The organism is Phycisphaerales bacterium (assembly GCA_016716475.1).
Lineage (GTDB): Bacteria > Planctomycetota > Phycisphaerae > UBA1845 > Fen-1342 > JADJWG01.
This window is the reverse complement of the sequence record JADJWG010000001.1, coordinates 1,616,387-1,642,382: the sequence shown is the minus strand read 5'-3', so window position 1 is coordinate 1,642,382 and position 25,996 is coordinate 1,616,387. Positions and strand designations below refer to the sequence as shown.

The 25,996-nt window shown below is 65.1% G+C and carries 23 protein-coding genes; 8 read left to right on the top strand and 15 right to left on the bottom strand.

The genetic code is table 11. The annotated features are described in order from the left end of the window. Positions 1–9 precede the first annotated feature (9 nt). The 5 genes from IPM18_06725 to IPM18_06705 all read left to right on the top strand — a co-directional run bounded on the left by IPM18_06725 (position 10) and on the right by IPM18_06705 (position 5,658). Positions 10–1,410 (top strand): HlyC/CorC family transporter, encoded by a 1,401-nt coding sequence (locus tag IPM18_06725; GenBank protein ID MBK9119284.1) that lies wholly within the window; start codon positions 10–12, stop codon positions 1,408–1,410. Beyond that, entirely contained in the window at positions 1,407–2,393 is a 987-nt protein-coding gene (locus IPM18_06720) for a DUF21 domain-containing protein (protein ID MBK9119283.1), read from the top strand. The genes IPM18_06725 and IPM18_06720 overlap by 4 nt, the downstream gene beginning before the upstream one ends. Before the next feature lie 31 nt (positions 2,394–2,424). Next, complete coding sequence (locus IPM18_06715; protein ID MBK9119282.1) at positions 2,425–2,766, top strand: hypothetical protein; 342 nt, start codon at positions 2,425–2,427, stop codon at positions 2,764–2,766. Positions 2,767–2,921: 155 nt separating this feature from the next. Beyond that, the gene (locus tag IPM18_06710; protein ID MBK9119281.1) at positions 2,922–4,283 is read left to right on the top strand and encodes a dipeptidase; all 1,362 of its coding nucleotides are present in this window, start codon (positions 2,922–2,924) and stop codon (positions 4,281–4,283) included. Positions 4,284–4,347: 64 nt separating this feature from the next. Further along, positions 4,348–5,658, top strand: a complete 1,311-nt coding sequence (locus IPM18_06705) for a hypothetical protein (GenBank protein ID MBK9119280.1) — start codon at positions 4,348–4,350, stop codon at positions 5,656–5,658. Between the two features lie 22 nt (positions 5,659–5,680). On the opposite strand, the gene IPM18_06700 is transcribed toward IPM18_06705, so the two are convergent. The 11 genes from IPM18_06700 to ispD all read right to left on the bottom strand — a co-directional run bounded on the left by IPM18_06700 (position 5,681) and on the right by ispD (position 17,217). Beyond that, positions 5,681–6,076, bottom strand: a complete 396-nt coding sequence (locus tag IPM18_06700) for an STAS domain-containing protein (GenBank protein ID MBK9119279.1) — start codon at positions 6,074–6,076, stop codon at positions 5,681–5,683. Further along, positions 6,073–8,139 (bottom strand): ATP-dependent zinc metalloprotease FtsH, encoded by a 2,067-nt coding sequence (ftsH, locus tag IPM18_06695; GenBank protein ID MBK9119278.1) that lies wholly within the window; start codon positions 8,137–8,139, stop codon positions 6,073–6,075. The genes IPM18_06700 and ftsH overlap by 4 nt, the downstream gene beginning before the upstream one ends. 21 nt (positions 8,140–8,160) lie before the next feature. Beyond that, complete coding sequence (locus tag IPM18_06690) at positions 8,161–8,658, bottom strand: hypothetical protein (GenBank protein ID MBK9119277.1); 498 nt, start codon at positions 8,656–8,658, stop codon at positions 8,161–8,163. Continuing rightward, positions 8,655–9,725: an outer membrane protein assembly factor BamD gene (gene bamD / locus IPM18_06685; protein MBK9119276.1), complete on the bottom strand. Its 1,071-nt coding sequence runs from the start codon at positions 9,723–9,725 to the stop codon at positions 8,655–8,657. The genes IPM18_06690 and bamD overlap by 4 nt, the downstream gene beginning before the upstream one ends. A gap of 50 nt (positions 9,726–9,775) precedes the next feature. Continuing rightward, a complete protein-coding gene (locus IPM18_06680) occupies positions 9,776–10,873 on the bottom strand; it encodes an ABC transporter ATP-binding protein (GenBank protein ID MBK9119275.1) in 1,098 nt (365 codons plus the stop codon). Between the two features lie 261 nt (positions 10,874–11,134). Beyond that, positions 11,135–12,460: a chromosomal replication initiator protein DnaA gene (dnaA, locus tag IPM18_06675; protein MBK9119274.1), complete on the bottom strand. Its 1,326-nt coding sequence runs from the start codon at positions 12,458–12,460 to the stop codon at positions 11,135–11,137. Positions 12,461–12,497: 37 nt separating this feature from the next. Further along, on the bottom strand, positions 12,498–13,769 hold the full coding sequence (gene truD / locus IPM18_06670) for a tRNA pseudouridine(13) synthase TruD (protein ID MBK9119273.1): 1,272 nt from the start codon (positions 13,767–13,769) through the stop codon (positions 12,498–12,500). A gap of 113 nt (positions 13,770–13,882) precedes the next feature. Next, positions 13,883–14,287 (bottom strand): hypothetical protein, encoded by a 405-nt coding sequence (locus IPM18_06665; GenBank protein ID MBK9119272.1) that lies wholly within the window; start codon positions 14,285–14,287, stop codon positions 13,883–13,885. Between the two features lie 26 nt (positions 14,288–14,313). Next, positions 14,314–15,411: a PAS domain-containing protein gene (locus IPM18_06660; protein ID MBK9119271.1), complete on the bottom strand. Its 1,098-nt coding sequence runs from the start codon at positions 15,409–15,411 to the stop codon at positions 14,314–14,316. Beyond that, on the bottom strand, positions 15,392–16,351 hold the full coding sequence (locus tag IPM18_06655; GenBank protein ID MBK9119270.1) for a hypothetical protein: 960 nt from the start codon (positions 16,349–16,351) through the stop codon (positions 15,392–15,394). Before IPM18_06655 ends, IPM18_06660 begins: the two co-directional genes overlap by 20 nt. A 131-nt stretch (positions 16,352–16,482) precedes the next feature. Beyond that, entirely contained in the window at positions 16,483–17,217 is a 735-nt protein-coding gene (gene ispD, locus IPM18_06650; GenBank protein MBK9119269.1) for a 2-C-methyl-D-erythritol 4-phosphate cytidylyltransferase, read from the bottom strand. Between the two features lie 271 nt (positions 17,218–17,488). Between ispD and IPM18_06645 the strand changes: the two genes are divergently transcribed. Both IPM18_06645 and IPM18_06640 read left to right on the top strand, forming a co-directional pair. Then, positions 17,489–19,375 (top strand): flagellar basal body P-ring protein FlgI, encoded by a 1,887-nt coding sequence (locus tag IPM18_06645; GenBank protein MBK9119268.1) that lies wholly within the window; start codon positions 17,489–17,491, stop codon positions 19,373–19,375. A gap of 56 nt (positions 19,376–19,431) precedes the next feature. Next, positions 19,432–20,358: an rRNA pseudouridine synthase gene (locus IPM18_06640; protein ID MBK9119267.1), complete on the top strand. Its 927-nt coding sequence runs from the start codon at positions 19,432–19,434 to the stop codon at positions 20,356–20,358. A 13-nt stretch (positions 20,359–20,371) separates the two neighbouring features. Here the strand turns inward: IPM18_06640 and IPM18_06635 are convergent, their stop codons facing one another. From IPM18_06635 to ndk, 4 genes are all read right to left on the bottom strand, one after another. After that, the gene (locus IPM18_06635; GenBank protein ID MBK9119266.1) at positions 20,372–22,045 is read right to left on the bottom strand and encodes a tetratricopeptide repeat protein; all 1,674 of its coding nucleotides are present in this window, start codon (positions 22,043–22,045) and stop codon (positions 20,372–20,374) included. Positions 22,046–22,725: 680 nt separating this feature from the next. Then, a complete protein-coding gene (locus IPM18_06630; protein ID MBK9119265.1) occupies positions 22,726–23,445 on the bottom strand; it encodes a superoxide dismutase in 720 nt (239 codons plus the stop codon). 122 nt (positions 23,446–23,567) lie between these two features. Continuing rightward, on the bottom strand, positions 23,568–23,921 hold the full coding sequence (locus tag IPM18_06625) for a cupin domain-containing protein (protein MBK9119264.1): 354 nt from the start codon (positions 23,919–23,921) through the stop codon (positions 23,568–23,570). A 158-nt stretch (positions 23,922–24,079) separates the two neighbouring features. After that, on the bottom strand, positions 24,080–24,535 hold the full coding sequence (gene ndk, locus IPM18_06620; GenBank protein MBK9119263.1) for a nucleoside-diphosphate kinase: 456 nt from the start codon (positions 24,533–24,535) through the stop codon (positions 24,080–24,082). Positions 24,536–24,794: 259 nt separating this feature from the next. On the opposite strand from ndk, the gene IPM18_06615 reads away from it, so the two are divergent. Continuing rightward, a complete protein-coding gene (locus tag IPM18_06615) occupies positions 24,795–25,988 on the top strand; it encodes a PilT/PilU family type 4a pilus ATPase (protein ID MBK9119262.1) in 1,194 nt (397 codons plus the stop codon). Positions 25,989–25,996: the final 8 nt, after the last annotated feature.

Genomic DNA, 25,996 nt, shown 5'->3' with positions numbered 1-25,996 from the left:
ACTGCCGGCGTGTGGGCGCTGACCGTGAACTTGTTGCCGCCAATCCTCGTTGAGGCGGCTCGTGTTGCGCCTGTTCTCGGCACTGCGCCCTTACCGGGCGCAGCCGATCTCGGCGCCGTAGCCCTCGCAGCCAACGCGGTGCTGCTGCTTGTTCTCGTCGTGCTCTCGGGCATTTTCTCCGGCAGCGAGACGGTGCTCTTCACGCTCACCACTGTGCAGATTGAGCGGGCCGCCGCCAGCGCGAATCCCTTCCGGCGCCTGGTGGCCCACCTCCTGAAGCGGCCGAAGGAAGTGCTGCGCTCGATCCTCGTGGTCAATACGGCCGTCAACGTGCTGCTGTTCGCGACTTCGTTCGTGTTGTTTCAGTCGCTGGCCGCGCAGGCCGGACCGTGGGTAACGCCGGTTTCGGGCGTTGCGAGCATTCTACTGGTGGTGGTCTTCGGGGAAGTCGTACCCAAGGTGCTCGCGGTCAAACTCGCGGAGCGGCTGGCCCCGCTTTCGGCGACGGTCGTGCGAATGGCGGATGTCGTCGCGGGGCCGGTGGGGAAGATCATCGACGTGGCCCTGGCGGAGCCGTTCGTACGGGTGGTGCTGGGCGGAGGGCAGAAAGTCGCACCGCCGACCGGTGACCTGTCCCGCGCCGAACTGAAAGCGCTGCTCGAACTGAGCCGCCGCGGAGGCACCCTGCGCCCGTTGGAAGACAGTTTCCTGCGCGCCGTGCTCGACCTCGGCCACACACGCGTCCGCGAGGTGATGGTGCCGCGCGTCGCGATGCGCATGTACGATGTGAATGAATCTCCCGAGGGGCTCCGCACGCTGATGCGGGAGACGCGCTATAAGAAAATCCCCGTGTATGACGGCACGCCGGATGCTGTGGTCGGCATGGTCTACGCCAAGGTGTTGTTTCTGCAACCGGACCGGCCACTGCAGGAACTGGTGCAACCGGTGCGCTTTGTGCCGGAACTGATCACTTGTGAGCGGCTGCTGGCCCATTTCCGCGAATCCCGCACGCAACTCGCCATCGCCGTGGACGAGTATGGTGGCGTGGCCGGGCTGGTAACACTGGAAGATGTGCTCGAACGTATCGTGGGTGAAATCGACGACACACAGGACCGCGAAGAGCCGGACATCCGACCGCTGGAAAGCGGGGACTTCGATATCAGCGGTGGCCTGAGCGTGCACTACTGGGTAGAGGCGTTTCGCTTGCCGCCGCGGGTTGAGCGAGTGGCAACCGTCGGTGGGCTGGTGATGGCACAGCTCGGCCGACCGGCGCAAGAGGGAGACCGAGTCCGCTTCGGCAACATCGAACTCGAAGTGATCCGGGTTGCACAACGGCGCATCGAGCGGTTGCGACTGCGGCTGCTGAACGAGGCCCGTTCCCAGGAAGATGATGGGGAGGTGCAGCGATGATCCTGCTGTACCTGGGGGCGCTGCTATTCGCATTGCTGCTCAGCGCCCTGTCGTCGGGCTCGGAGACCGGTTTGTACTGCATCGATCGCGTACGGCTGCGCGTGGCAACAGAGCGCGGTGAGCGGGCCGCCCAGCGCCTGGAACGGCTGCTGCGCCGGCCGGAAGACGTGGTGATCACGATGCTGCTCACGACAAACATCGCGGATTACCTCGCGACCGCGGCGGTGACGGCCCTGCTGCTGCACCTCGCGGTGTCGACGGCGGTGGTCGAGCTGTATGCAACGGCCATTTGCACCCCGCTGATCCTCGTCTTCGGTGGCCTGATTCCGAAGGACTGGTTTCGCCGTGAAAGCAACGCGCTGTTGGCGCGGCTGAGTGTGCTGCTGGTGGGAGCAGAGCATCTTGCGCGGATAACCGGGCTGGTCTGGTTTCTGCGGGGACTGACGACGCTGCTCGCGCGCTGGCTGGACCCGGCCCAGGCCGTCCCGGAGCACGAGTTGTTGCCGCGGGCGCGGTTGCTGCACCTGCTGCGCGAGGGGGCGGCGCGCGGTGGACTGACGGTGCTCCAGCGCGACCTGATCGAGCGCGTGTTGAACCTTCCCGGGGTGCGCGTGAGCGACGTCATGATTCGCCTGCCGCGGGCGGCGACGGTGCCGCGCGACATTGAGCGGGCGGAGTTTCTGCGGATAGCCCGGATGGCACACTTCTCGCGGCTGCCCGTCTGGGTGCAGCAGCCCCGGCGGATCGTCGGTGTGGTACCGGTCTTCGACGTGCTGAGCGATACCGAAGAACGTCCGATCGCCGCGCACGTCAGGCCCCTGGCAACCTTGGCGGAGTCGCTGCCGGTGTCCGCGGCGCTGCTGGAATTGCAGCAGCAGCGCCAGACGATGGCGGTGGTTGTGGACCGGAGCGGGTTGGCGGTGGGCATCCTGACGGTCAAGGACCTGGTCGAAGAAGTCGTCGGCGAACTGGAAGCGTGGTAAACTGCGTGTGGTTGGGCTGAGGCGCAGAGCGATGGCAACCGAACAGCATGATCTTTCTAAAGAAGTCACCTGGGTGAGTCCGCGCCTGGGGCCGCTCGCGCTGGTACTGCGTACGCTGGGGGCACTGTTTTACCTGCTTCCGATTGCGCTGTTCCTGATCTTGTCGGGTCTGGGGATGCTCTTTCTCTGGCTGGTTGTGAATAAGGCCCCGCCAGTCACGATCTGGCTGGCGGAGGGCAGTTCCGGGTGGGTAGCACTCCTCGCGATCGTGCTGGGGGTGGCCCTGTGGGTCGTGCTCGCACTGGCGGCGCTGCTATGGGTGTGGCGCTGTGCACGGGCCATGTGGGAGCTGTTGTCGGATGGGCGACAATAGGCCGCAGGCCGCACGAACGCCTTCTTCGGGCCCCCCATCCACCCGTGTGGATACGGTTCGATTCTTTTGGACGCGGCGGGGTCTCCGCGGTACGCTCCCTGCTCCCGGTGGCGGCGCTCGCCGGCAGCTCCGCGGCCGTTGCAAGGAGTGTCACCGTGAACCAACTTACCACGTACCTACAACAGCACCAGGCCGCCCATCTCGAATGGGCCCGCGACCTGTGCCGCATCCCCAGCATCAGCACCAAGCCCGAGCACAATGCTGACACGCGGGCCGCCGCGGAGTGGACACGCGATCTCTGCACGAGCATCGGCCTCAAGGCCACCTTGCACGAGACGGGCGGCCACCCCCTCGTCTATGCCGAGCGCTGCGAACACCCGGGACAGCCGGTTTATCTCGTCTATGGCCACATCGACGTTCAGCCCGAAGGCGACCTGTCCCTCTGGAATGCCGCCCCGTTCGAGCCGGTCATCAAGGACGGCCTGCTCATTTGCCGAGGTTCTTCCGACGACAAGGGGCAGGTGTTGATACACCTGCGGGCCGCGGCCGCGTGGCTGGCGACGACCGGCAAACTGCCGATCAACCTCAAATTTCTGATCGAGGGCGAGGAAGAAATCGCCTCGCCCAACCTTGGACCCTTCCTGCGACAACATGCTGAACTGCTGCGTTGCGACCATATCCTGATCTCCGACACCGGCATGTACGCAGACGGCTGGCCGACGATCACCTATGGCACGCGCGGGTTGCTCTACAAGGAAATCCGCCTGCACGGGCCCAAGCACGACCTGCACAGCGGCTCGTTCGGGGGCACACTGACAAATCCCGCCAATGCACTCGCACACCTGCTCGCCTCCCTGCATGACGCACAGGGCCGCGTCGCGATTCCGGGCTTCTACGACACGGTGGACGAGTTGTCCGCCGCCGAGCGGGGGCAGCTCGCCGAACTGCCGCTGAACGAACAACGCTACGCGGCCGACATCGGCGTCCCCGCGCTCGCCGGCGAGCAGGGCTATAGCACCAATGAGCGTCGCTGGATTCGCCCGACGCTGGATGTGAATGGCATCTATGGCGGCTTTATGGCCGAAGGCGCCAACACCATCATTCCGCGCAGTGCCGGGGCGAAGGTCAGCATGCGCCTGGTGCCCAGTCAGAGCGGCGAACGGCTCAGCCAGATCTTCGACGAAACCATTCGCACCCGTTGTCCGAACACCGTTCGGCTCGAGATTCTCAACCACGGTGCAGCGGATGCTTACGTGGCCCCACTTGACAGTCCTCCGATGGCGGCGGCGCGACAGGCGTTGCAGGAGGCGTTTGATCGCACGCCGGCACTGATCCGCGAGGGCGGGTCGCTGCCGATCCTGGCGCTCTTCAAGCAGGTGCTGAAGGCAGACTGCCTGATGCTCGGTTTCGCCGGGCCCAATTGCAACGCGCACGGGCCCAACGAGAACATCGTCATCGCGGACATGGATCGCGGGGCCGACGCCATCGCGCGGCTCTACGGACACCTCGGCGCGTAGCGGCCCCGCGCAACGCCGACCCCAGCGCCCCGGCACCGGGGACCGCACGCCACGGACAGGTGACATGCGTATCGACGCCGCCCGCATTGTCGGACTCGTCGGCGCCGTGGCGTTTGTTGCGTGGTACCTGGTGGGCTTGATCCTGCGGCCGGATCTCACCGCGGACGAAACCTACCATGTGCCCGCTATTCTCGGGTTGGCCAGGGGAGACTGGACGGAAGCGCTCAAGCTTCCCATGCCGCCCACCTATCACCTGGTCGTGGCGGGTGTTGCGCGCGTTTTCGGTCCCGATCTGTGGGTCTTGCGGTTGCCGAACCTCATCGTGGCCGTCGCCGCGATTTTTGTCGTGGATTGGGTCCTCCGCGCGCGGTGGCCGCAGGGGGACGCACTGGGGGTCGCGTTGTTCGCCTGCAACCCACTGCTATGGCCCTATGTCGCCTTTTGCTACACGGAACCCCTGTGCCTGCTGGGCGTGCTGTTGGCATTCGGCTGGCACGTCCGCGGACGTTATCTGGCGGCGGCACTCGCATTGCTGGTCGCCTGCCTGGTGCGGCAATCCACAATGGTCTGGGGATTGTTCTTCCTCGGGTGGGCGCTACTCGAACAACTGGCACCGTGGGCGGGATTGTCCCGCGCAGCGGTCGGATGGGGCCACGGCGACACGGGTGGCCGTACTGCGCGCACCCCGTCACCCCCACCCCCGAATTGGCACCAAGCGGTGATGGCGACCTGGCCGTACATGGTCCTACTCGAGCTCGCCGCGGTGTACGTGCTGGTGGTTGGATTCACACAGAGCCATAGCGTCGAGAATGCACTGCGGCCCAACCGCGCCCAGGGCTACGTGCTGATTCTGACGCTGGGCTTGCTGTGGTTCCCGCGTTGGGTAGCCGCATTGCCAGGGCTCTGGCGGGTGGCGGGGCAGCCGGTGTTGTTGCGCGCGGCGGGTTGCACGGCTCTCGCGGGCCTGGTCGGCCTGCTTGCGCTCGCGTTCGCGAACCCGCACCCCTGGAACCTGGACACCTACTACCTCCGCAACTGGCCATTGGCCGCGATGACTCGTGATGGTGGTATGCGATGGGCATTCTCGGCCGCCGTCGTACTGATCGGGGCGGCACTGGTGGTGGCGGCCCGCGGAGCGCCATACGGGCGCGTGCTGGCCCTGGCGGCTCTTTGTGGCGCGGCTTACGTCGGGGCGCACTACCTGGTCGATCCGCGCTACTACGTGTTGCCAATTTATGTGCTGGAGTTGCTCTGGCCACGTAAGGGTTCACAACGGGAAACAGCGCGCACCCTGGTGGCATGGTACGTGTTGCTGTTGATCGGCTTGTGGCTGGGGCTGGCCTGGCAGCCGGGGGGCTGGGGGGGGATCTGGTAGGTTTCCCAAGGCGTGGACCGGTTCAGGGGCGCTGTTCGGCGCGCATCCGCTGCAGGGCCTCTGCGAGGGTCGGCACGATCTCGAAGAAGCGGTCGAGTTGCGTGGTGCCGAAGAGGCCGGCAACGAACGGCGTGGGGTTCACCAGCGCTACGCGGCATTCCTCGGTATTGGCCTGTGCGGTAATCCGCACCAGCTCACTGAGGCCGACGGAGTTCATGAAGCGCAAGGCACCCAGATCGATCAGGACGCGCGTACCCGGGCCGGCGAAGAGTGCCGTTACCGCTCCGACGACATCGGGCTCCGGCTGGCCGGTGAGCTCACCATCCAAGCGCACAAGGAAGACGCCGTGGTCTTCCCGTATTTCGATCTGCACATCATTCACACGGCACTCCCACACCTGGGCGAAGTGGCGCTTCACGCCGGGCTCGGCAGGGCCCCCGCGTCGCCATCCGGCGGCTTCTGCACGGGCCGCGCTACCGGTGTGGTGTCCGGCCGGCGCTGCTGCTCCGCCGCGATGAGATCCGCCACGGTCGGGCGGTCGATGGTTTCACCGGCCATGATCTGGCGTACTTCCTCGCCGCTGAGGGTTTCATACTTCAGCAAGGCCTGGGCGATATTCTCCAGACTGGTGCGATTTTCATGCAGGATCCGGCGCGTGTCTTCGTAGGCCCGCCCGATGATCTGCTTGACCTCTGCGTCGATCACCTCGGTGGTCTTATCGGAAAACTCGCGCCCCAGCCCGAAATCAACCTGGCCGCGACGCGTCAGGGGCTCGTCACCGTAATAGACGAAGCCGAGCTGATCGCTCATGCCCCATTCTGTGACCATCATGCGGGCCATCTGGGTTGCCTGCCGGATATCACCCGAAGCCCCGGAATTCATGTCCTGGCCAAGAACTTCCTCCGCAATGCGGCCAGCACAGAGTACGCGCAGGGTCGCCTCCACATACGAGCGGTTGTAGGTCATGCGGTCCTTCTCGGGCAGGGAGAAGGTCGCTCCGCCGTAGGGTCCGCGCGGGATGATACTGACCTTGTGAACCGGGTCCGCATCTTTCAGCAGCGATTGCACGAGGGCGTGTCCGGCTTCGTGATATGCCGTCAGCAGGCGATCACGATCATCCACGACGCGGTTACGCTTGGCACGCCCCCAACGGACCTTATCGCGGGCTTCTTCGAGGTCTTCGAGCTCGACGGCATCCTTGCCGGCGAGCGTGGCGAGCAGGGCCGCCTCGTTGATGATCGCGGCGAGGTCGGCGCCGCTGAACATCGGTGTGCCACGCGCCACGCGCGTGAGCTTGGGATCGAGCGGCGGCTGAATCTTCACTTTGCGCGCATGGACCCGCAGGATTTCAAGGCGCCCCTTCACATCCGGCAGTGGCACAAAGACCTGGCGGTCAAAACGGCCCGGCCGAATCAGGGCGGGGTCAAGCACGTCCGCACGGTTGGTCGCGGCCACGACAATCACCTGGTCGTTGCTGTCGAAGCCATCCATCTCGACAAGGATCGCATTGAGCGTCTGTTCGCGCTCATCGTGGCCGCCACCGTTGTAGCCCATTCCGCGGCGGCGCCCGACCGCATCAATCTCATCGAGAAACACAATGCAGGGGGAGTTTTCCTTTGCCTGGCGGAACAGATCACGAACGCGCGACGCCCCCACACCCACGAACATTTCGACAAAATCCGAACCGCTGATCGAGAAAAAGGGCACGTCGGCTTCGCCGGCGATCGCCTTGGCAAGCAGCGTCTTGCCGCAGCCGGGCTCCCCCACCAGCAGCACGCCGCGCGGTATCCGTCCGCCCAGCCGCTGGAACCGCTTCGGGTTCTTGAGGAACTCCACGATTTCGTAGACTTCCTCCTTGGCTTCCTCGATACCGGCCACCTCGTTGAAGGTGATACTGGTGTGTTCCTTGGTCAGAATGCGGTGGCGGCTGCGGCCGAAGTTGCCGAGCATGCCAGCCCCGCCGCCGGTCTGGCGCAACTGGCGGAACAACAGGAACCAGATGAGTGCAAAGAGCAGGAGCCACGGAATGATGGCCAGCAGGATGTTCATCAACAGGTTGCTGGAAGGATCACTGGTTACGATGATCTCGCGTGGGGAGTCCTGCTTCAGCCCCTTGCGAATCGACTCCACTTCATGCACCAGGCCGAGATACTTCACCTGGAAGCGCGTGGTGTTGTGCTTGGCGGAAGGCGGCGCCTTGTAGAACTCCCCAGTGAGCAGGTCCGGTTTGAACACCACCCGCTGGACCTCGCCCTCGGCGACGTGCGTCCAGAAGGCATTCATGGGGATTTCGTTCACGGGGTTCATGCTCTGGCTGAGCATGACGACCACCATGAGTCCCAGGCCGACGATGAAAATCCACGACAACAGGCCGCGGTTCATCCGCCCGGGCGGACGCGGCGGACCGCCATTGCCGCCATCACCCTCGCCGCGCGGTCGCTGGTTGGATTGCTGCTCATCCGGCATACGTTCGTCGCCCATCGCGGGGAAACCCGGCTCGAGTCACCACGCCTCATACATCGTAGCCACGATCCGGGCCGCGAGACGGTCGATGGCCCGTTCCTGTGCCAACCGCTCACTTTCACCGGCCGTGGGCAGGTAATCCACCGCTTGGATGATGGCCGGATGATCGACCAGAATGCGCCCGGTTCGCACATCCTTCCACTGCACCTGCACCACGAGGGTCAGGGTCTTGTCGCGCGGCTCGCGCGTCCGAAAATCCGGCGCAAACGCCGTCTGCCGCTCTTCACGAACTTCGGCCACGAGCACGGTATCCGCTTGGGTTCCATCGACCAGACGGTAAGGCGTATCCATCGAGATGCGCTTCTTCACGGCCTCCAGCAGCATGAATTCAAGATCGCGGCGAAACTCCCGTGACCCGAACATGTCCACGTAAACCGTCTGGAAATCGGTGCGGTACGGGCCGCCCGCGCGATAGCCACACCCGCAAGCCCCCCCGGCGATACCGGCGAACACCGCGATCAGCAGTGCAGATTTCATGATTGCCCGTCCTCCTGTGCCGGGCCGGGTCCGACAACCCCTTCACGCGGCGGTGCTCCCGGAACACCATTCTCGACCGGGCGCGCTTCAAGGTCATCCTGCCGCCCCCCAAGGGCTCGTAGCCGCGTACGGGCATCGGCCGCGGCGAGCGTCTCGGGGTAATCCGCCAGTACCAGCCGATAGTAGTACTCCGCCGCGCTCGGTTGACGCGTGCGACGGTACCAATCGGCAACGTACAAGTCCTTCTCGGCACGCTGCTGGCGAATGCCATCGAGACGGCTGGCCACCTGCTCCTGTTCCGCGAAGACCGGGAAGGTGCCAGCCAGCAGGCGGTAGCGTGCTTCGGCTTCAACCAGCGGCATGCTGTCGTACTTGATGCCCGGAAACGCCGCGTTGGCGGCTTCGGCCGCGCGCAGCATGGCAATCTGCACAAACCGCCCGCTGGGGTACTGCTCGATGAGGAACGCGTACTCGTCCTGGGCCAGCCCGAGGTCGCCGTTGTCAAACAAGTAATCGGCCTTCAACTTCAGGGCCAACTCGCCCAACCGGGTGCCCGGCATACGCTGCCAGACCTGGTCGAGAAGCTCTACGCCCTCATCGTACGCGGGCATCGGCAGGAAGCCCCAAATGAGCCGCCGCTCACCGGACAGGAAAGCCCGGGCTACGTCGACCGTACGCTGGTTGGCCAGTGCAAATAACTCACCCGAAGTGTTCTCGGCCACACTGCTGTACTGCTCCGCGGCCTTCCAGAAGTTCTTTTGCTCGAAGTACGTTTCGCCGCGCAGGAAGATCGCTTCGTAATACTGGTCGTCGTCCGGATTTTCACGCAGAAATGCCCGCAGCACCGCCCGGGCGCGCCCGGGCCGACCGGCTGCGAGCAGGTCACGAGCTTCAGCCAAGGTGCCTTCACTCGGAAGTACCGCAAGCGGGTCGAGGAGCACCCATTCCCCCGTACGCGGGTCAAAGACCTGCTGTTCGGACTCTCCGGGCGGGCGGCCGCTTTGAAAAACGAGCGCCAGTGCGGCAATCGTACCCAAGGTACGCCAATCGTATGTGCCACCGAACATGGGTGCGAATTATAGGGGCAGCCCCTCACCGCGTGCCATGGCCCCAGGCCTCACCGGGTGACATTCCGTGGGCTCTCACCCGTCGCAAGCCAGCACGCAGACCAGTGCCCCGCGGCAACCTGTTCTGAGAGCGGCAATTGGGTACGGCAGCGCTCGTCGGTGTGCCCGAGCGGACAGCGCGGGTGAAACGCACAGCCCGGCGGGCGGGCGCGCGGTTCGGGCACGTCACCGGGAATGACGGGCAGGTGCCGCGACGCGACACTCGGAAACGGTGTGTGTGGAGATCCGGTCAGGACAGATTCTATCAAATGCGGCGTCGCCCGAAGCAGGCCCTGGGTGTAAGGATGACGGGGAGCCGTGAACAGGGTTGACACCGGGGCGGTTTCAACGATGCGTCCGGAATACATGACCGCCACTCGATGCGCGATCTGCGACACTACGCCCAGGTCGTGGGTGATGAACAACATCGCCAGCCCCATCTGCCGTTGGAGGTCCTGCAAAAGCGCCAGAATCTGGGCCTGCACAGTGACATCCAGCGCGGTTGTGGGCTCATCCGCGAGCAGTAACTCCGGCTCACATGCCAGTGCCATCGCAATCATCACGCGTTGACGCATGCCGCCTGAAAGCTGGTGTGGGTACTCCCGATAGCGTTGTTCGGGGGCAGGAATGCCCACTTGTCGTAACAATCCCAGCGCCCGGGCGCGCGCCATCTGGCTGCCCGGGGATCGGTGGACGATGAGTGTCTCCTCAATCTGCGCTCCCACGGTCATGAGTGGGTTCAGACTCGTCATCGGCTCCTGAAAAATCATCGCAACACGGTTCCCCCGGAACGCACGGAGCCGCTTCTCCGACCACTGGGACAGGTCTTCCCCTGCAAAGCGCACATTGCCCGCCGTGAGGCGGCACCGCGGCGGCAGGAGTTGCAACACCGCCAGCGCTGTCAGACTCTTGCCGGAGCCAGACTCCCCGACCAACGCCAGTGTCTCACCACGGCTCACCCCCAACGTGACGTCAACCACGGGTCGAACCGGACCAGCGGCCGTATCGAAGGTCAATTCCAATCGGTCAACATCGAGCAGCACAAGCCCAAAATAGCGGCATGCTCGCCGGTCGTCATGCCGGCGCCGGGGGAGTTCGCGGTGTGAGATGCGTTTCTTCTTACTGAGACCACGATAAAGATATCTTCTCTCGTCCTTCTTCTGTTCTGTCAATACGTCACAAGTTTGGTCTGTAAGTGCCCTATCTTCAGTAGAAGGAAGGAGTTAACGGTTTCTTCCCGCTGTTGCGCACAGGTTCTGTTGCGCGACAGTTCACCTGACAATCCCACCAGATAACGGTCCATGCCCACCGGTTGCGGTGGTGCCTGGCTCCCGTACCCGGTGGAGCGACAGCCGGGCACAGGTTTCTAATCACCCTCTTGTCAAAAGTTGGTGCGTGAGCTGCTGAAGGGTGTGTGCCAGTTCGCGGACATTCGTGCGCTCGTTCTCGACCCGGGCCTCGGCATGTAAAACGGTGGAGTGGTCTCGTCCTCCGAAATGCATGCCGATCTCTTCCAGACTGAGGGGTGTCAGGCGCCGGGCGAGGTACATGGCCACCTGGCGCGGGTGGCTGATAGAACGGGTGCGCTTTCGCCCGAGGAGGTCCTGCAACCGGACGCCGTAGTGCTTGCTCACGACCTCGAGAATTTCACTCACGCGGAGGGGGCGCTGCTCACGCTTCGATGTGGCATAGCTGGAAAGTACCTCGCGCGCGGTTTCAACGGTCAGGGGGCGGCCCTCGAGTTGGGTCATCGTGATTAATCGTGTAAGGGCGCCTTCCAGGAGCCGGATGTTCGCCTCCACGTGTTCAGCGATGACGTCGATGACCTCGTCAGGAACCTCTACGCCGCGCAGTCGGGCCTTCTTGTGCAGGATGGCTTGACGAGTTTCGCGGCTCGGTGGATCGATCTGAACGACGAGGCCCCAGTTGAAACGACTGACGAGGCGGTCTTCCAGCGTAGGGATCTCGTTCGGCGGCGTGTCGGCCGAGAGGATAATCTGCTTTCCGCTCTGATAGAGCGCGTTGAACGTGTGGAAGAGTTCTTCCTGGCTGGATTCACGGTTGGCGAGGAACTGTACGTCGTCGATGACCAGGAGGTCAGAGGCCCGCGCATTTTCACGAAAAATCGGGAGCGCGCCCGCGGCCATGGCCTGCACAAAGTCATTGACGAAGCTTTCGCAGGTCACATAGGTGACTTGCCGGGTACCGTCACGCTTCAGGACCTCCGTACAGGTGGCTTGCAGGAGATGGGTTTTACCGAGCCCCGAGGCCCCGTGCAGAAAAAGGGGGTTGTACAACGTGCCGAGCTGGTTGCAGACGGCGCCGCAGGCCGCATGGGCCAGCCGATTGGACGGCCCGACCACAAACTGGTCGAAGACGAAGTCCGCGCTGAGCCCGAATTGTGCCAGGACTGCTGGCCGGTTGGTTGCCAGCAGCACGGGACCGCGGGTTTCCCGTCCTACGAACCGCACCACCACAAGCAGTCCGGTTAACTCCTGGGCCGCACGCAGAAACACGGGTCGACAGTGGCGCTCAAGATACTGAACGTGCGAAAGATCGTCGGCGCGCACCTCCAGTTCGCCGCGTTCCGGCTGCGCGGCTTCGAGATCCTTGAACCATGAGCGGTACAAGTCGGGTTCATAGGCCCGTACCCTGTCCAGCAGACGGTTCCAATCCAGAACCGGCTCGTTGCGCATGCCTGCCTCGCCTCGTGTTACGTCGTTCACACCACCATCAATCCGATGTGTCGGAAACGTCGGCACCCTCCGCTTCCGGAGCCGCCGCGGTTACCGCTTCGGGCCGGAACAGCTCTCGCAGCAGCGCTGTGGCATAGCACCCACGCGGTAGTGTGAAGCCCAGTTGAAGATAGGGACCGCGCAGGTCCGCGCCAAGCGTGAGCTCTGTATCTGCCGGGCGAAACCGCAAGGCGCGGCGTGCCCCCTTGGTGCGCACCCCCTCTTGGTGAAAACGGTCCAGCGTCAGTCCGGCCGCCTTCAACACGGCCGCTTCCATTTCGCCCGCGGCACCCTGGGCTTCTGTCATCCGGTATCCGAACAACGGACCGGTGGGGCTGATCTCGAAGGAGTCCGCCCGCGGCTGTTCCCGGGCCACGTCCTCGACGCGGAAGACGGCATTCGGACCATGTCGACAGGCCAGATCACCCAGCCAGAGCTGCCCCAACCCATGCGGCAGGCGGGTCCGCACCACTTCGTTGAACAGGTAGGATTGAAAGGAGGATACAAAAAACGCTTTTGCACTGCGGTCGTAGGCCCAAAGCCCGCGGCGCTTCTTGCCCTTGTTGTTGGCAATCGCACGCAGCGCCTGCCGTTCGTTGCGGAACATCCGGGGCCAATGCTGCACGGCCTCTTCGTAACGTCCGGCGTCGTAGTCCTCGCGGGCACGACGAATGGTGCCGTGATCGGCGGGACCAGGGCGGCCGAGAATAAGGTCCATGGCTTCGTCGGGGTTGCCGGCCACCAGGGCGCGCCCGATCTCCCATGTATCGCCGCGGTAGCCGAAGCGTTGCTCGCCGAAGTAATTCGGCACCCCCTGCGCGGTGAGGCGGGCGAGAGCCGCCCGCGCCTCGTCACCGCGACCCGCATCGGTATCGCGCACGCGTATCACAAAACGATTGCCGCGCAAATGTCCCAGGCGCAGCTTGTTCCGGTGTCGGGTGATGGCCAGGATGCGAATCCGTGGCAATTCCAGTGCTTGCAGGCGCTCCGGCTCAAGATGTTCGATGGAGAACCATTGCCGCGTGACGGCGCGGGCATCTTTCAGGCCGGCGAAGCCAATCTGGTGCCGGCGAATGCTTAATGCGCGGGCCAGGTCCTGCACGACCTGGAATGTGGAGAGCCCGGCTTTTTCCAGCCAGAAGTAAGTGTGCGGACCCTCCCCGTCGGCCGGGTAAAGCGGAACTTCCTCCACGACGAAGTCGGTGTAATCCGCCTTGATCGTCCCCGCGAGCGGCGCGAAATCCGTCAGAAACCGCGGCAGCGTTTCCATGCGACCGTCTCTCGTGAGGGTGAGTGCCAGGCGCGGTGCGTCGTTTGGCGGCCGCGCAAGCGGTTCATTGTCCGCCCAGAGTGCCGCCGGTGCAACCCTGCCCGCCGCGCCGCTCAGGCCGGACGATCCGTGGTGGTCGCCTCGAAAGCGGCGCGTTCGAAGGGATTGTCAAGGTACGGATGCTGGCCGCGCAACCATGCCAGCAGACTGGCGCCGAGATACGCCGGGAGGAAGCAGGGTCCCCAGCGCTCGTACTGAGCCACATGGATGCGCTCGTGTGCCCGCGTGCGGTCAAGGGTCTGTCGATCGAGCCCCCAGACGACATGGCCCAACGTCAGGGCGGCAGCGGAACCGACCCCCGGCAGGGGACCGCGCAGCAGTCTGGTGACCACGCCGCCGTGGACTTCGAGAACGCCGCCCACGATGCGCACGGAGCCCTGCTGCAACAGCACGAGCGGAACGGGTACGAGTCCAAGCAATGTCGCCGGGGCGGCCCAGAGGTGGAGGAATACCCGCAGCCCCCCGCGCGGACGGCGTAACATGGCTAGCGCTGCACCGGGAGCACGATATCAAAACGGGCCCCCTGCCCCGGAATGTTGGAAACGGTAATGGAGCCGTGCATTTCGCCCACCAGACCATGCACCACGGCCAACCCCATGCCGGCGTTGCGTCCCGCCCCCTGTCCCAGTGCCCCCTTGGTGGTGAAGAACGGCTCGAAGATGCGCTCGATATAGCGCGGATCTACCCCTTCGCCCGTGTCGGTGATGGATAGCGCCACACTGTTCTCGTCGCGTCGGGCGAGTGTCACGGCCAGCGTACCACCGCTCGGCATCGCGTCGAGCGCGTTATCGACGATATTGCTCATAATGATCATGACCTGGTCGCGGCGGACGGGGACAATGGGCAGCATCTGCCAGTCAACGAGCAGCTTGATGTGCTGCTGCGCGAGGCGTTGCTCGTTCTCGTCGCAGTAGAAAAGCACGGTTTCGGTCAGATCGCTGAGGTCCCCTTCGCTGTGGTCGGCCTGGGCAAAGGCCAGCAGTTGGCGAGTCATCTGGGCGGCTCGCCCGACGGCGTCCGCCGTGCGTTGCAGCGCGCGGCGCATCGCGCTGGTCGTGTTCATGTTGATCGCGTATTCCACGCTGGTGGCGATGCAGCAGAGCAGGTTGTTGTAGTGGTGTGCCACGCCACGCGAAAGTGTGCCGAGCGAGGCCAGCCGCTCGCGCTCCTTCAGCGTGCGCCGCAGCCGCATCCGCTCGGTCACATCCCGGAACCAGAGAGAGACGCCGCGTACGGTGGCGTCGGCATCCAGAACGGGCGTGAACCAGACGGCGTATTCGAGCGGGTCCGCATCGGTACCACCGATGCGTGTACGAAACTCGAGCGGTTCGAAAGTCGTCCGCACGGTGTCAAACATCTGCTCGACAGCTTCGCGGTCGGCCTCGGCAAAGAGCGCGGCCACCGGGCCATGAAGCCGGCGGTCGGTCCCGCCGAACAGCCGCGTCGCCGCGGGATTGGCGGCGACGATCTCGGCCTCATTATTGCACGCGATGATGCCCAGACCCGCGCTGAGAAACAGACTCTCGAGGTAGCCCGCATCGAGCCGGCCGGTGGCACTTGCGCTAGTTACGATAGGAGACATGGTTTACATCCGCGCGCAGGAACACATAAGAGTCGTGGCGGACACCATCCTCCTCCCGCGTGAGCAACGCTCCGCCAAGAATGCCGTACACATCGGCCATCTCCGCGGGGGCGAGCAACAGAAACTCGCCGGGACCGAGGTTCACCGAAAAGGCGGCCTCCCAGAAGCTGCGGCCGTTGTACTGTGGAACCTGTGAGAAACCGCCCTCACCGCGCACCCAGCGAAAACCCTCCAGCCGCTGCCGCACTTCGGGCGTGATGTGCAACCGGACGCGCTCGGGACGGGTGAGGTCCAACTCGTGGACGACCCGCAACACGTTACGGCTTTGCGGCCAGGTCTCCCCCGTAAGAACGCCGTCCGTACCCATTACGAACAACGTCTGTTCGCGCGGGCGCTGGTCAAGTTCGAGCGCCAGCGGATGATGGGGCGGCAGGATCAGGGGGTCCATGGTCAGCACGCGGGTGCCCGGCACCGCGTCGAGCGTGGCCTTGACGGCGGGCCACCACTCGTCGTGTCCGAAGCCGATACGCAGGCCGTTCTGCCGAATGCGCTGCTCTGTTGCGGCGTCGAGCACGTCCTCGCGCAGGTGGTTCCAAAGAGGTTCGAGGGCCGCACGCGCATGGCTCGGAACCTGCACGTAAAGTACGGTGACCGAAACGTCGATCCGGGCCTGGAACACGCGTTCGTCACTTGGGTTGGAGGGGGCGAGCTCGATTCGGTTGCGACTTTCAGGGGTCGTGGTGGCGGCGGGCGGGCTGGTGGGTGTGAGGGTGAGTGTCGTACCGGTCGCAGCGGGTGCCTGACCAGAGGTGCCCGGCCAGCCGGTCCATGCCGTGCCCGAACAACCCAGGCCCAGCGCGCAGATCGGGATCAGGGCAAGTTGTACCGAGAACCCGAACCCCGTCGAAGAACCATGCCGCCACGTTGGGTTGTGCCTCATCGCAACCGCCAGTCTCCGCGTTCGCAACGATGGGTCAAGCTAACACCCGACCCGGGCGCGCCCGGCGATGACCTCGACAGGCAGGCCGCAGAATCCTCCGACGTTATCAGTTTAGTCGGTTCCGTGCGCGTTTACCACTGGGCCTCATCGAATGCGCCCAAGGGAGCCCCCTTGATCTTGCGCCCCATTTCCTTCACCAGGGCGGCGGCCAAGGAGATGTCACCCGGCTGGGTGATCTTCAGATTACGTCGATCCGTCGGCACGATGGTGACCCCATGTCCGAGCCGTTCGACGAGTTCGGCATCATCGGTCGGGTGAAAATCCTGCGGGCGCTCGGCGTACGCGCGTTCGAGCAGATCGCGCCGGAACACCTGCGGCGTCTGGGCCTCGTAGAGACCCGCGCGTGGCACCGTTTCGTCAATCACACCGGCCCCCGAAACCCGCTTAATCGTGCCCGAGAGCGGAGCGGCCAGGATCGCTGCCCCGCTCTTGCCGGCCTCGGCGAACACCTTGTCGATCCAGCTTTCGAGAACGCAAGGCCGCACGGCATCATGTACGCAGACGAGTTCTGCGGCCGGATCCAGCTCGGCCAGGGCCGCCGCAACCGAGGCGTAGCGTTCCGTGCCACCCCGCACGAGCTTGAGTCCGAGAATCATGATGTTGGCGGCGTATTTCTCCCGCACGACGTCGTAATCATCGGGGGCCACGGTCAGAATCGTCTGACAAACATCCTCGCGGTTGATGAACAACTCCAGCGACCGGATGAAAATCGGCCGGTTGTCGAGCAGGGCGAAGGGTTTCTTGACATCGCCGCCGAAACGCTTGCCGGCGCCCGCCGCCGGGATGATGACTGCCACTTTGCTCACGGGCTGCTCCTGGTTGCCGGCCTACGTACACGCCACGATCCGTAGCTTTGACGGAGCACATCGGCGGGTCAAGCGTGTCGGCAAGCCGACGGCCTCCGCCGGGAAAGTGTCCCGCGGGCAGGAACTCGGCGGTATACTGCTCCCTCGCGGTGCAGTTGAGAGTTGAGACCGAGGCGGGTGACACTGGCCCGCCCCGCAAGTGGAAGGCCGCGATCCGGGTGACAGGCCCATCAGCCCAGCGCGGCTCTGCGGATAGGCGAGGATTCCACGTATGAGTTTCCACGACAGGGTCGCGGGCGGAACCGTCCGAGGGGCGCGGCGGACCCCATGGGTTGCAGCGGTGCTGCTCCTTGTCTGCGTGACGGGTTGTGAGTTGCTCCAACGGCGTGTGCCGCCCGAGGAGCCGCCCCCGCCAGCCGAGGAGGAGTCGCCCGATCCCACCATCCGTGGCACCATCGGTTCCATCACGCGCCTGGGCAGTGAGGAGCTCGAGCCCATGCGTGGCTTCGGCGTGGTGGTGGGGTTGAACGGTCGCGGTAGTGGCGACTGCCCGACGGTCATCCGCGAGTATCTGATTGACTACTTCGCCAAGCAGGTGGGGCCGCTACTGCCCCAGGATCGCCGCCCGACACCGGCCGGGCTGATCGACTCGCTTGATACCGCCGTCGTGGAGATTCGCGGGGTGGTGCCGATGGGAGCCCGGGCGAACACGCGTTTTGACCTGCAGGTGGAAGCGCTCACCGGTACCGCGACGCAATCGCTCGAAGGCGGGCTCCTGCTGGCGGCCCCGCTGCGTTACTTCGAAGAGGCCGCGAGCGGACGGGGTCTGATCGAAGGCCGTGTACTGGCGGAATCGTCGGGGCCCGTATTCGTCAATCCATTTCCGGAAGGCGAAGACGGTAACCTTGATCCGCGCCGTGGCCTGATACTCGGAGGCGGACGGACCACCGATGCGCGCGTGACACGCCTGCTGCTGCTTCAGCCGGATTACCAACTTGCGCAGCGCGTTGAGCGTCGCATCAACGAGCGGTTCGGGCCGCGACCGCGTGTCGCCGAGGCGACCAGTGCCGGTGTGATCGAAATGCGGACGCCGCCGCAATACGCACGCGACCCGCAACGTTTCATCCAACTGGTCCAGCAGCTCTACGTCGACAACCGGACGGCGTTCGTGGATGCGCAGGCCGCCGAGATCGTGCGGCAGGTGTTGGCGCGACAGGTGGACGTGGATCGCGCAGCGCTGACGCTCGAGGCCATCGGGCGCACCGTTGTGCCGCGGCTCCAGCCCCTCTATGGGCAGAACGATCCGCGCGTGCGTTTCCTCGCGGCGCGCACCGGTCTGCGGCTGGAAGATTTGAGTGCGCTGCCCGTTCTGGCCGAGTTGGCCCGCACGGGACCGGACGAGCTGCGCGTGCCGGCGATCGAAGAGTTGGGCACGAATGCATCACCCCAGGTCGGGCTACAGCTCACCCCGCTGCTGGACGAGGCCGACCCCTTGATCCGCATTGCGGCATACGAGGTGCTCCTGCAGCGTGCCCATCCGGCCGTGCGCTCGACCCCTTTCGCGCTGTGGCTCGACCGAGGCCAGATCAATTTCAGTCTCGACATTGTCGAGTCGAACGGCCCGCCGCTGATCTACGCCAGAAGAACGCGCTTGCCGCGCTTGGCGATCTTCGGGCCGGGTGTGCCGGTGGTCGCCCCGGTGTTCTACTCGAACAGCGATGACTCGGTCACGGTTTTCACGCGCGACAACGCCCCGGATGTGCGCGTTTTCACGCGGCGCCGCAACCGCATGTCAGAGCAGTTGATTCTGCCGCCGCGGGCGGCTGAATTGGCGCGCGTGTTAGGCGATCTGCCGGTGCTCGATGACAACCGGCGGCCACGGGGCCTCGGCTTGCCCTATTCGCGCGCCCTTGAAGTCTTGGCCGACCTGTGCAATTCGGGCACGATTCCAGCAGAGATGGTGCTGGAATTCAGCCCCCTGGCGGAGCAGCTCGGCCGGGGGGCCGGGCCGCTCGGTCGCCCACCGGGGGCGCGTCCCGAAGGCGTGCGCCGCGACGTGGTCCCGCCGGTGCCCGCCGCCGAGCCCGCGCCACGCCCGCGGCCCGAAACCGAGGATGAGCGGCTGATTCGCACGTCGGAGCAGCAGGCACTCCCCTGAACGGGCGAGTTCGCACCTGGAAACGAGAGGATGGCGCCGTGGCCCCGACCGAACGCATGCGATTGCAGAAATTCCTTTCCGATGCGGGTGTTGCCTCGCGCCGGCGCGCCGAGGAGTTGATCCGCGCGGGCCATGTGCTTGTCAACGAGGAAATCGTTGATGCACTGCCGGCTTTTGTTGATCCCCGCACGGACCGGGTGCGTGTGGGGGGACGAATCGTGAAGGCCCAGCGTTTCTTGTATTTTCTGGTGCACAAGCCGAAGGGCTTCGTGTGTACGAACCGCGACCCCGAGGGGCGGCCGCGCGCCGTGGACCTGCTGCCCGAAGGCGCGGGGCGCCTGTTTTCCGTCGGCCGGCTCGACGTGGACAGTACCGGCCTGCTGCTCATGACCAATGATGGCGAACTGGGCGAACGGCTCACCCATCCGCGCTACGGCGTGCCGAAAACCTACCATGCCGAGGTGCGGGGCCGGATTTCAGCAGAGCATGCTGTCCAGCTTAAGGCCGGGATTCACCTCGCCGAGGGCAAGGCGCACGCAGCGCAAGTTGAACTGCTGCACAGTGGCCTGGATCGGTCGGCGCTTATGATTACGCTGCATGAGGGGCGCAATCGGCAGGTGCGACGCATGTTGGCGCGGCTGGGTCACAAGGTGCGGCGCCTCAAGCGCACTCACATCGGGCCGCTCAGCATCCGGGGTCTGCCGGTCGGGGCCTGTCGGCAATTGTCCGATGCCGAGCTCGAAGCGCTGCGCCGCTTGGCGGAACAGGGCGCGGTCGCGGCGGCGGATGCGCGGCGCGGCACGCGGCGCACACCCAGCCGCCGTTCCGGTCCATCCAAGAAGCGGTCCGCGCCGACCGGGAAATCGCCGGTTCGTCCGCCCCGCGGAACCGTTGCACCTCCGGGGCGAACCCCCGGTGGTCGCCGGGGGCGCGACCCGGATCGGGACGGTCCCCGGGGGCCACAGCGCCGCGTCATTTATTGACGGTGGCGTGGATTCATCCGCGCGGGGGGCCATCGGCCTGTTCGAGGCCGCGGAGGGCGGACTCGCGCTGACTCAGTTGTACGTCGTGATCCGCTGTCAATTCGCAGATGGCGCGCCAGGTGGCGGCGGCGCGGTCGATCATTCCGATGTTTTGCAGTGCCAGGGCAACGTGTGCACGGAACGCGGCAGGAGACATTCCGTTCGTATGCGTTTCTTCGAACTGCTCGAAGGCTAGGTCGAATTGGTTGCGCTGCGCGAACAGCAGCCCGAGTCGGTAGTGCGTATCCACGGCGCGCGGATCGAGTTGCAGCGCTCCGGAAAAAGCCGCGAGAGCGTCTTTCCGGTCGCCGGATTCCTGCAGGCAGATCCCCAGCTTGACCAGGGCCTTGGCGTAGTTCGGGTTCAGCGCAATGGCCCGGCGGAATGCTACGATGGCTTCGTGCGAGCGCCCCAACTGCCGTAGCAGCAGACCGTAGCGATAATGCACATCGGCGTGCTGGGGTTGACTCAGCGCGGCTTGCTGGTGCCGCCGGAGGATATCGGCCAGTTCATCTTCACCGTTCGGTTCCGCGGGATCTTCGGCAGGGCCGGCCGCTTTCAGTTGCAGCCGAGTCGTCTCGGAGAACAGCAGTGTGCTGCTTGGTTCGAGACTGGCAGCGAGGTCCAGCGTTGCCAGGCATTCTTGCTCCCGCCCGGCCGCGTGCTGCGCCATCCCCAGGCCGACGAATGCGGTCATGAGACGATCGTTCAGTTCGACGGCATGGTTGAACGTGAGTGCCGCTTCGGCATAGCGCGCCTGCCGCATATGCTGTGTGCCAAGCTTGACCGTCGCTTCGAGGAACGTCGGCTGCGTCTCAAGGGCCTGGCCGTACGCGGACATGGCACGGGGGTCGTCTCCGGCGCGGGCGTAAAGATCGCCCAGCCGCACGTAAAAGGGTGCCATGCCAGGGTACTTGCGCACGAGCCGCTCAAGGGATTCGATGGCTTCCTGCAAGCGACCTTCGTCGGCCAGCCGATCCGCGGAGGCGAGCGAGCCGTCCTGGGCGTCGGGCTCCACAAGCAGGGCGCGCTGGTACTGCGCGATGGCTTCGACCGGACGCTGCGCGGCAAGGTACAGGTTGCCGAGTGTCAGCAACACGTCCAGGTCCCCAGGATCCAGTTTCGCGAGCTGCTCGTAATGCCGGATCGCGGCGTCCAAGTCGCCCGTCCGCACCGCCATCGCGGCTAGGCGTTCGTAAGCGTTCCGCAGCTCGGGACAGCGTTCCAGCGCGGCCTGGTAAGCCGCGGTGGCGGCCTCCGGCGCGCTCGCCCGCTCGTGACAAAAGCCAATTGCGAAAGCGATGGCCGGATCACGCGTGTCGCGCTGGGCGGCCTGCTCGAGGCAGTGCAGGGCCTCGTTCAACTGGCCAAGGGCGTCGGCGGCGCAGGCCAGCCCCAACCAGGGTGCGGCGGCCGCGGGGGCGAGTCGCTCCGCCGCCCGGAAGGATTCGACGGCCTCTCGCAGGCGAACCTGTCGGAGGCAGGCCGCGCCGGCGCGCAGTGCCAGGTCATAGGACGTGGGCGCTTCGGCCGCCCGGGTGCGCAGCCGATCAGGGTCGTCCTGCTCGGCGCCGGGAATCTGGCTGTCGAACGCAGCACGCAGATCGGGCAGCAAACCGCGGCCCAGGGTCTCAAGCAGATAACTCATGGCTGGCCTCTTCCTTCCCTTCCGTCGAAGGCCCGCTCGGCCCACTGCCGCGCGGCGCCCATGGCTCGTGGCTGGTGCGCCGGTCTGCCGTACCCGCCTCCGCGAGGGCACACAGACAACACACCCGCTTCTTACTTCCGCAGAAGTCGGCACCGAGGTGGGCCGAATCTGCCAGACGGGATTGATCGCGTGGAGTGTGCTTCATTTCCTCTCCGCGCTGCCCCGCACCACTTCAGCGGCGGGGGCGTTTTTTTGAATTCGCCGGTGCAGCGGCCGGTTTGGGGGCCGCGTTTTCGGCGGGGGGTTTCTCCGGTTCGATGGTCGCCACGACGGTGCCGCGCGGCACCATGAACAGCGTCTGACATTGCACGCAGCGCACGAGCCGGCCGCGGGCGTTGTCAGGAGCGACGACCGTAGAGCCGCACTTCAAATTGGGGCAAATCATGGTTACCGACACGGCGGTCCTTCCTCGCAGGCACGTTGACCTGCCGGGAGTCGTATCGACCGCGGGGAGGGTGTCGGTGAGTTCTGCGCGAAACTTGTGGCGCAGATGCGGAAATGTGGTCCCGTCCGGGAATCTCAGGCGGGAAAGGAAAGCGGGCAGCCGGCGCGCACCGCAGGTGGCACGCCGGCTGCCCTGGAAATTCGGTGGAGCGCGCGCAGGTCTGGAAACGCGGGTGCTATGCGGACGTAAGTGCCGCGGCCGCGTCGGTGCGGCAGGCCATCAGGCGGCGCTCGACTTCGGCCCAGTTGACGACTTCGAAGAAGGCCTTGATGTAGTCCGTGCGCTTGTTCTGGTATTTCAGGTAATACGCGTGCTCCCACACGTCGAGCGGCAACAGCGGCACGGTACCCCAGGCACCAAGGTTCTGGTGCTTCTCCGCCTGAAGTACGAGCAGCCGGCCAGCCAGCGGCTCGAAGCCGAGCACGGCCCAACCGCTGCCCATGACCTGCGCGGCGGCCGCGGCGTAATGCGCGCGGAAGGCATCCACGGAGCCGAAGTCGCGCACGAGGTGCTTGTGGATTTCGCTGTCGGCCGGGGGATCACCACCGCCGTCCTTCTTCATCACCGCCCAGAACACCTCGTGCAGAATGTGACCGGAAAGATGAAAGGCGAGCCGTTCCGACAACGCTCCCACCTCGCGGATCCGCTCGCCCCCCGTGCTGCGGATCGCGGCCAGTTCGGCCAGCGCGCCGTTGGCGCCGCGGACATAACCGGCATGATGGATATCGTGGTGCAGCTTCATCGTCTGCGCGTCGATATACGGCTCCAGGTCGGCGTAGTCGTACGGCAGGGGTGACAACCGGTACGGTCCGTCACCGTCCTGCGCGGCGGCGGCGGAGACGTTGCCGGCTGCTGGCGCTGCGGTGGCGAACCCCGCGGTGCTGCCGAGTGTCATCCAGCCGCCGACGACGGCAGCCGACCCGAGTAGTTCACGTCGCGACAGGTCTCCCATGGCATTCACTCCTTACCGGGTGCAACCCCAACCCAGCCGGTTGGTTGCAACCGATGATGGGTAACTCAGCGCGCGCAATCCTGCGGCGCCGGAATGAGGCAAATGAACTCGAATGGTTCGGCGCCCGCGTTGACGAACTGGTGTAGTTCGTTCGCCGGCACCCAGATGACGTCCAGCGGCTGGCACGGGCGATCGCCGGCGGCGCTTTTGACCGTGCCGCGCCCCTTGAGAATCAGCACTTCGTGCTCGTAATCGTGCTGGTGGTGGGGCGTGTGTCCGCCGACGGCGACTTCAAAGTGCCGCATGTGAAAATTACGAGCTCCATCCTCCGGGCCGACCAGCATGCGCATCTGAACAGCGCGCGCCCCTTCCAGTCCGACGGTCTGCTGCGGATGTTCATGCAGGGGTTTGACTTTCATCGTTGGCAACTCCGCGCGGGACGACGCCGCAGGGACTTGAAGCGATTTCCATTCCTCGCCCCCTTGGGCGGGAGGTCGGGAGAGTAACGCTGTTCAACAGAGCTTCGACCCTCCCCCAGCCCCTCCCTGCCGGGGGAGGGGTGGTTCGGGGACGGTTTTCAGCCCGCACTCATGATCCATTGTTCCGTGACGCGCGTGTAGCTCACCAGTTCCTCGGGCCGGAAGAACAGCTCGATCTCCTTCGCTGCGGTCTCCGGACCGTCACTCGCGTGGACCAGGTTGTACTGCTGGTCGAGGCCGAAATCTCCGCGGATCGTACCCGGGTCGGCCTTCTGGCCGTTGGTCGCACCGAGGAGGTTGCGAACAACCGTGATGGCGTTGGGCCCCTCCAGCACTGCGACAATCACGGGGCCGCTGGTCATGAATTGGACCAGGTCCCCATAAAAGGGCCGCTCCCTGTGCACTTCGTAGTGCTGCTCGACCTGCTTGCGGGTCGAGTGTTGCAGCTTCATAGCGGTAATGCGCAAGCCCTTGTCCTCGAAGCGAGCCAGGATGCGGCCCACGAGGTGTCTTTGCAGGGCGTCGGGTTTGAAGATGATCAGGGTACGTTCCATGTTCACTCCCACTCATTGCACGATGGTTTCGATTGCGGTTCCGAATTCTAGCGGCGGTGCGGCTGCCCGCCAAAAAGGCGACGGCCTGGCAGTGGCCTGTCGCCGGGGCAACGATGCGGTACCGGGCCGCCTCCTTGCCCGACGACTTCCGACGATCGCAACCTGTTACCTGGACGGGACGTACAAGCTCTCGCGACGCTGCCGGGCGGCCCGTCTCCCGGCCATTCTCGACTTCAGGTGCGTCGGAAAGGCAGTTACGATGTTGGATGTGGATCTCGCAAGTACCGGTCCGGGTGTGCTCGACAATGCCTTGCGACACTTGCGTCCGAATGGTTGTGACCAAGAGCAGAAAGGCGCCGGCATGAAGCCCGCCACCGATCTGGACGCCCTGCTGCACGCTACGCTCGCGCAGGGCGCATCTGACCTGCACCTTGTCCCGGGCTATGCGCCGACGGTGCGTGTCCATGGGAAGCTGGTGGTTTTGCCGGGCAAGGCGCTGACGCCATCGGATACGGATCAACTCGTGCGGGCGCTGGTGCCCTACCGCTTGCGGGATGCGCTGGGCCAACAGAAAAGTGTGGATTGTTCGGTGTCCACGACCTATGAGGGCGCAACCGCCCGTTTCCGGGTGGGGGTGTACCTGGCACAAGGCGCGTGGTGCGCTTGCCTGCGACATATTCCAAGCGTGATTCCTTCGCTTGAAGTCCTGGGTTTCCCCCAGGAGGTGGCGGAGCGACTGGCCGCCTGCCGGGACGGGCTGATTGTCGTCACGGGCGTGACGGGCTCGGGCAAGACGACGACCCTTGCAGCGCTGCTTCAGTTGATTCGTCAGCGGCGCGCCGTGCGGGTGCTCACCATCGAGGAGCCGATCGAATATCTCTATCCCCCGGATATGGGTGGACTCGTCACCCAGCGGGAGGTTGGGCGTGACGTGGATACTTTTGCCGACGGCCTCCGCGCCGGGCTGCGCCAGGATCCGGAGGTGATCCTGGTCGGAGAAATTCGTGATCGCGAAACCGCCCAGCTCGCGATCAGTGCAGCCGAGACCGGCCACCTTGTCCTGACCACGTTGCACACCCGGGATGCGAAGGGGGCACTCTCGCGGCTGGTCGACATCTTCCCAGCGGACGCACAGGACGAGATTCGCACCCAGCTCTCGCTCAGTCTGCGTGCGATTGTGTGCCAACACCTGGTCCCCGCGCTTGATGAACATGCCGGCCGCGCTCTTGCGCTCGAGGTGCTGCCCGTACACGGCGGTGTGCAGGTGGTGATCCGGGCTGGCAAAATCGAGCAACTCGAGTCGGCCGTGCAGACTGGCAAGCGCGAGGGTGCGGTGCAGTTGGACGAAAGTCTGCAAGCGCTGGTCACCGCTGGTCGCGTCACCGCCGAAGCGGCCCGCCGGTTCGCAAAGGAGCCGGAGGCCATCAAGGGATCGAGCCGCTCCTGGAGCTGAGACAGCGG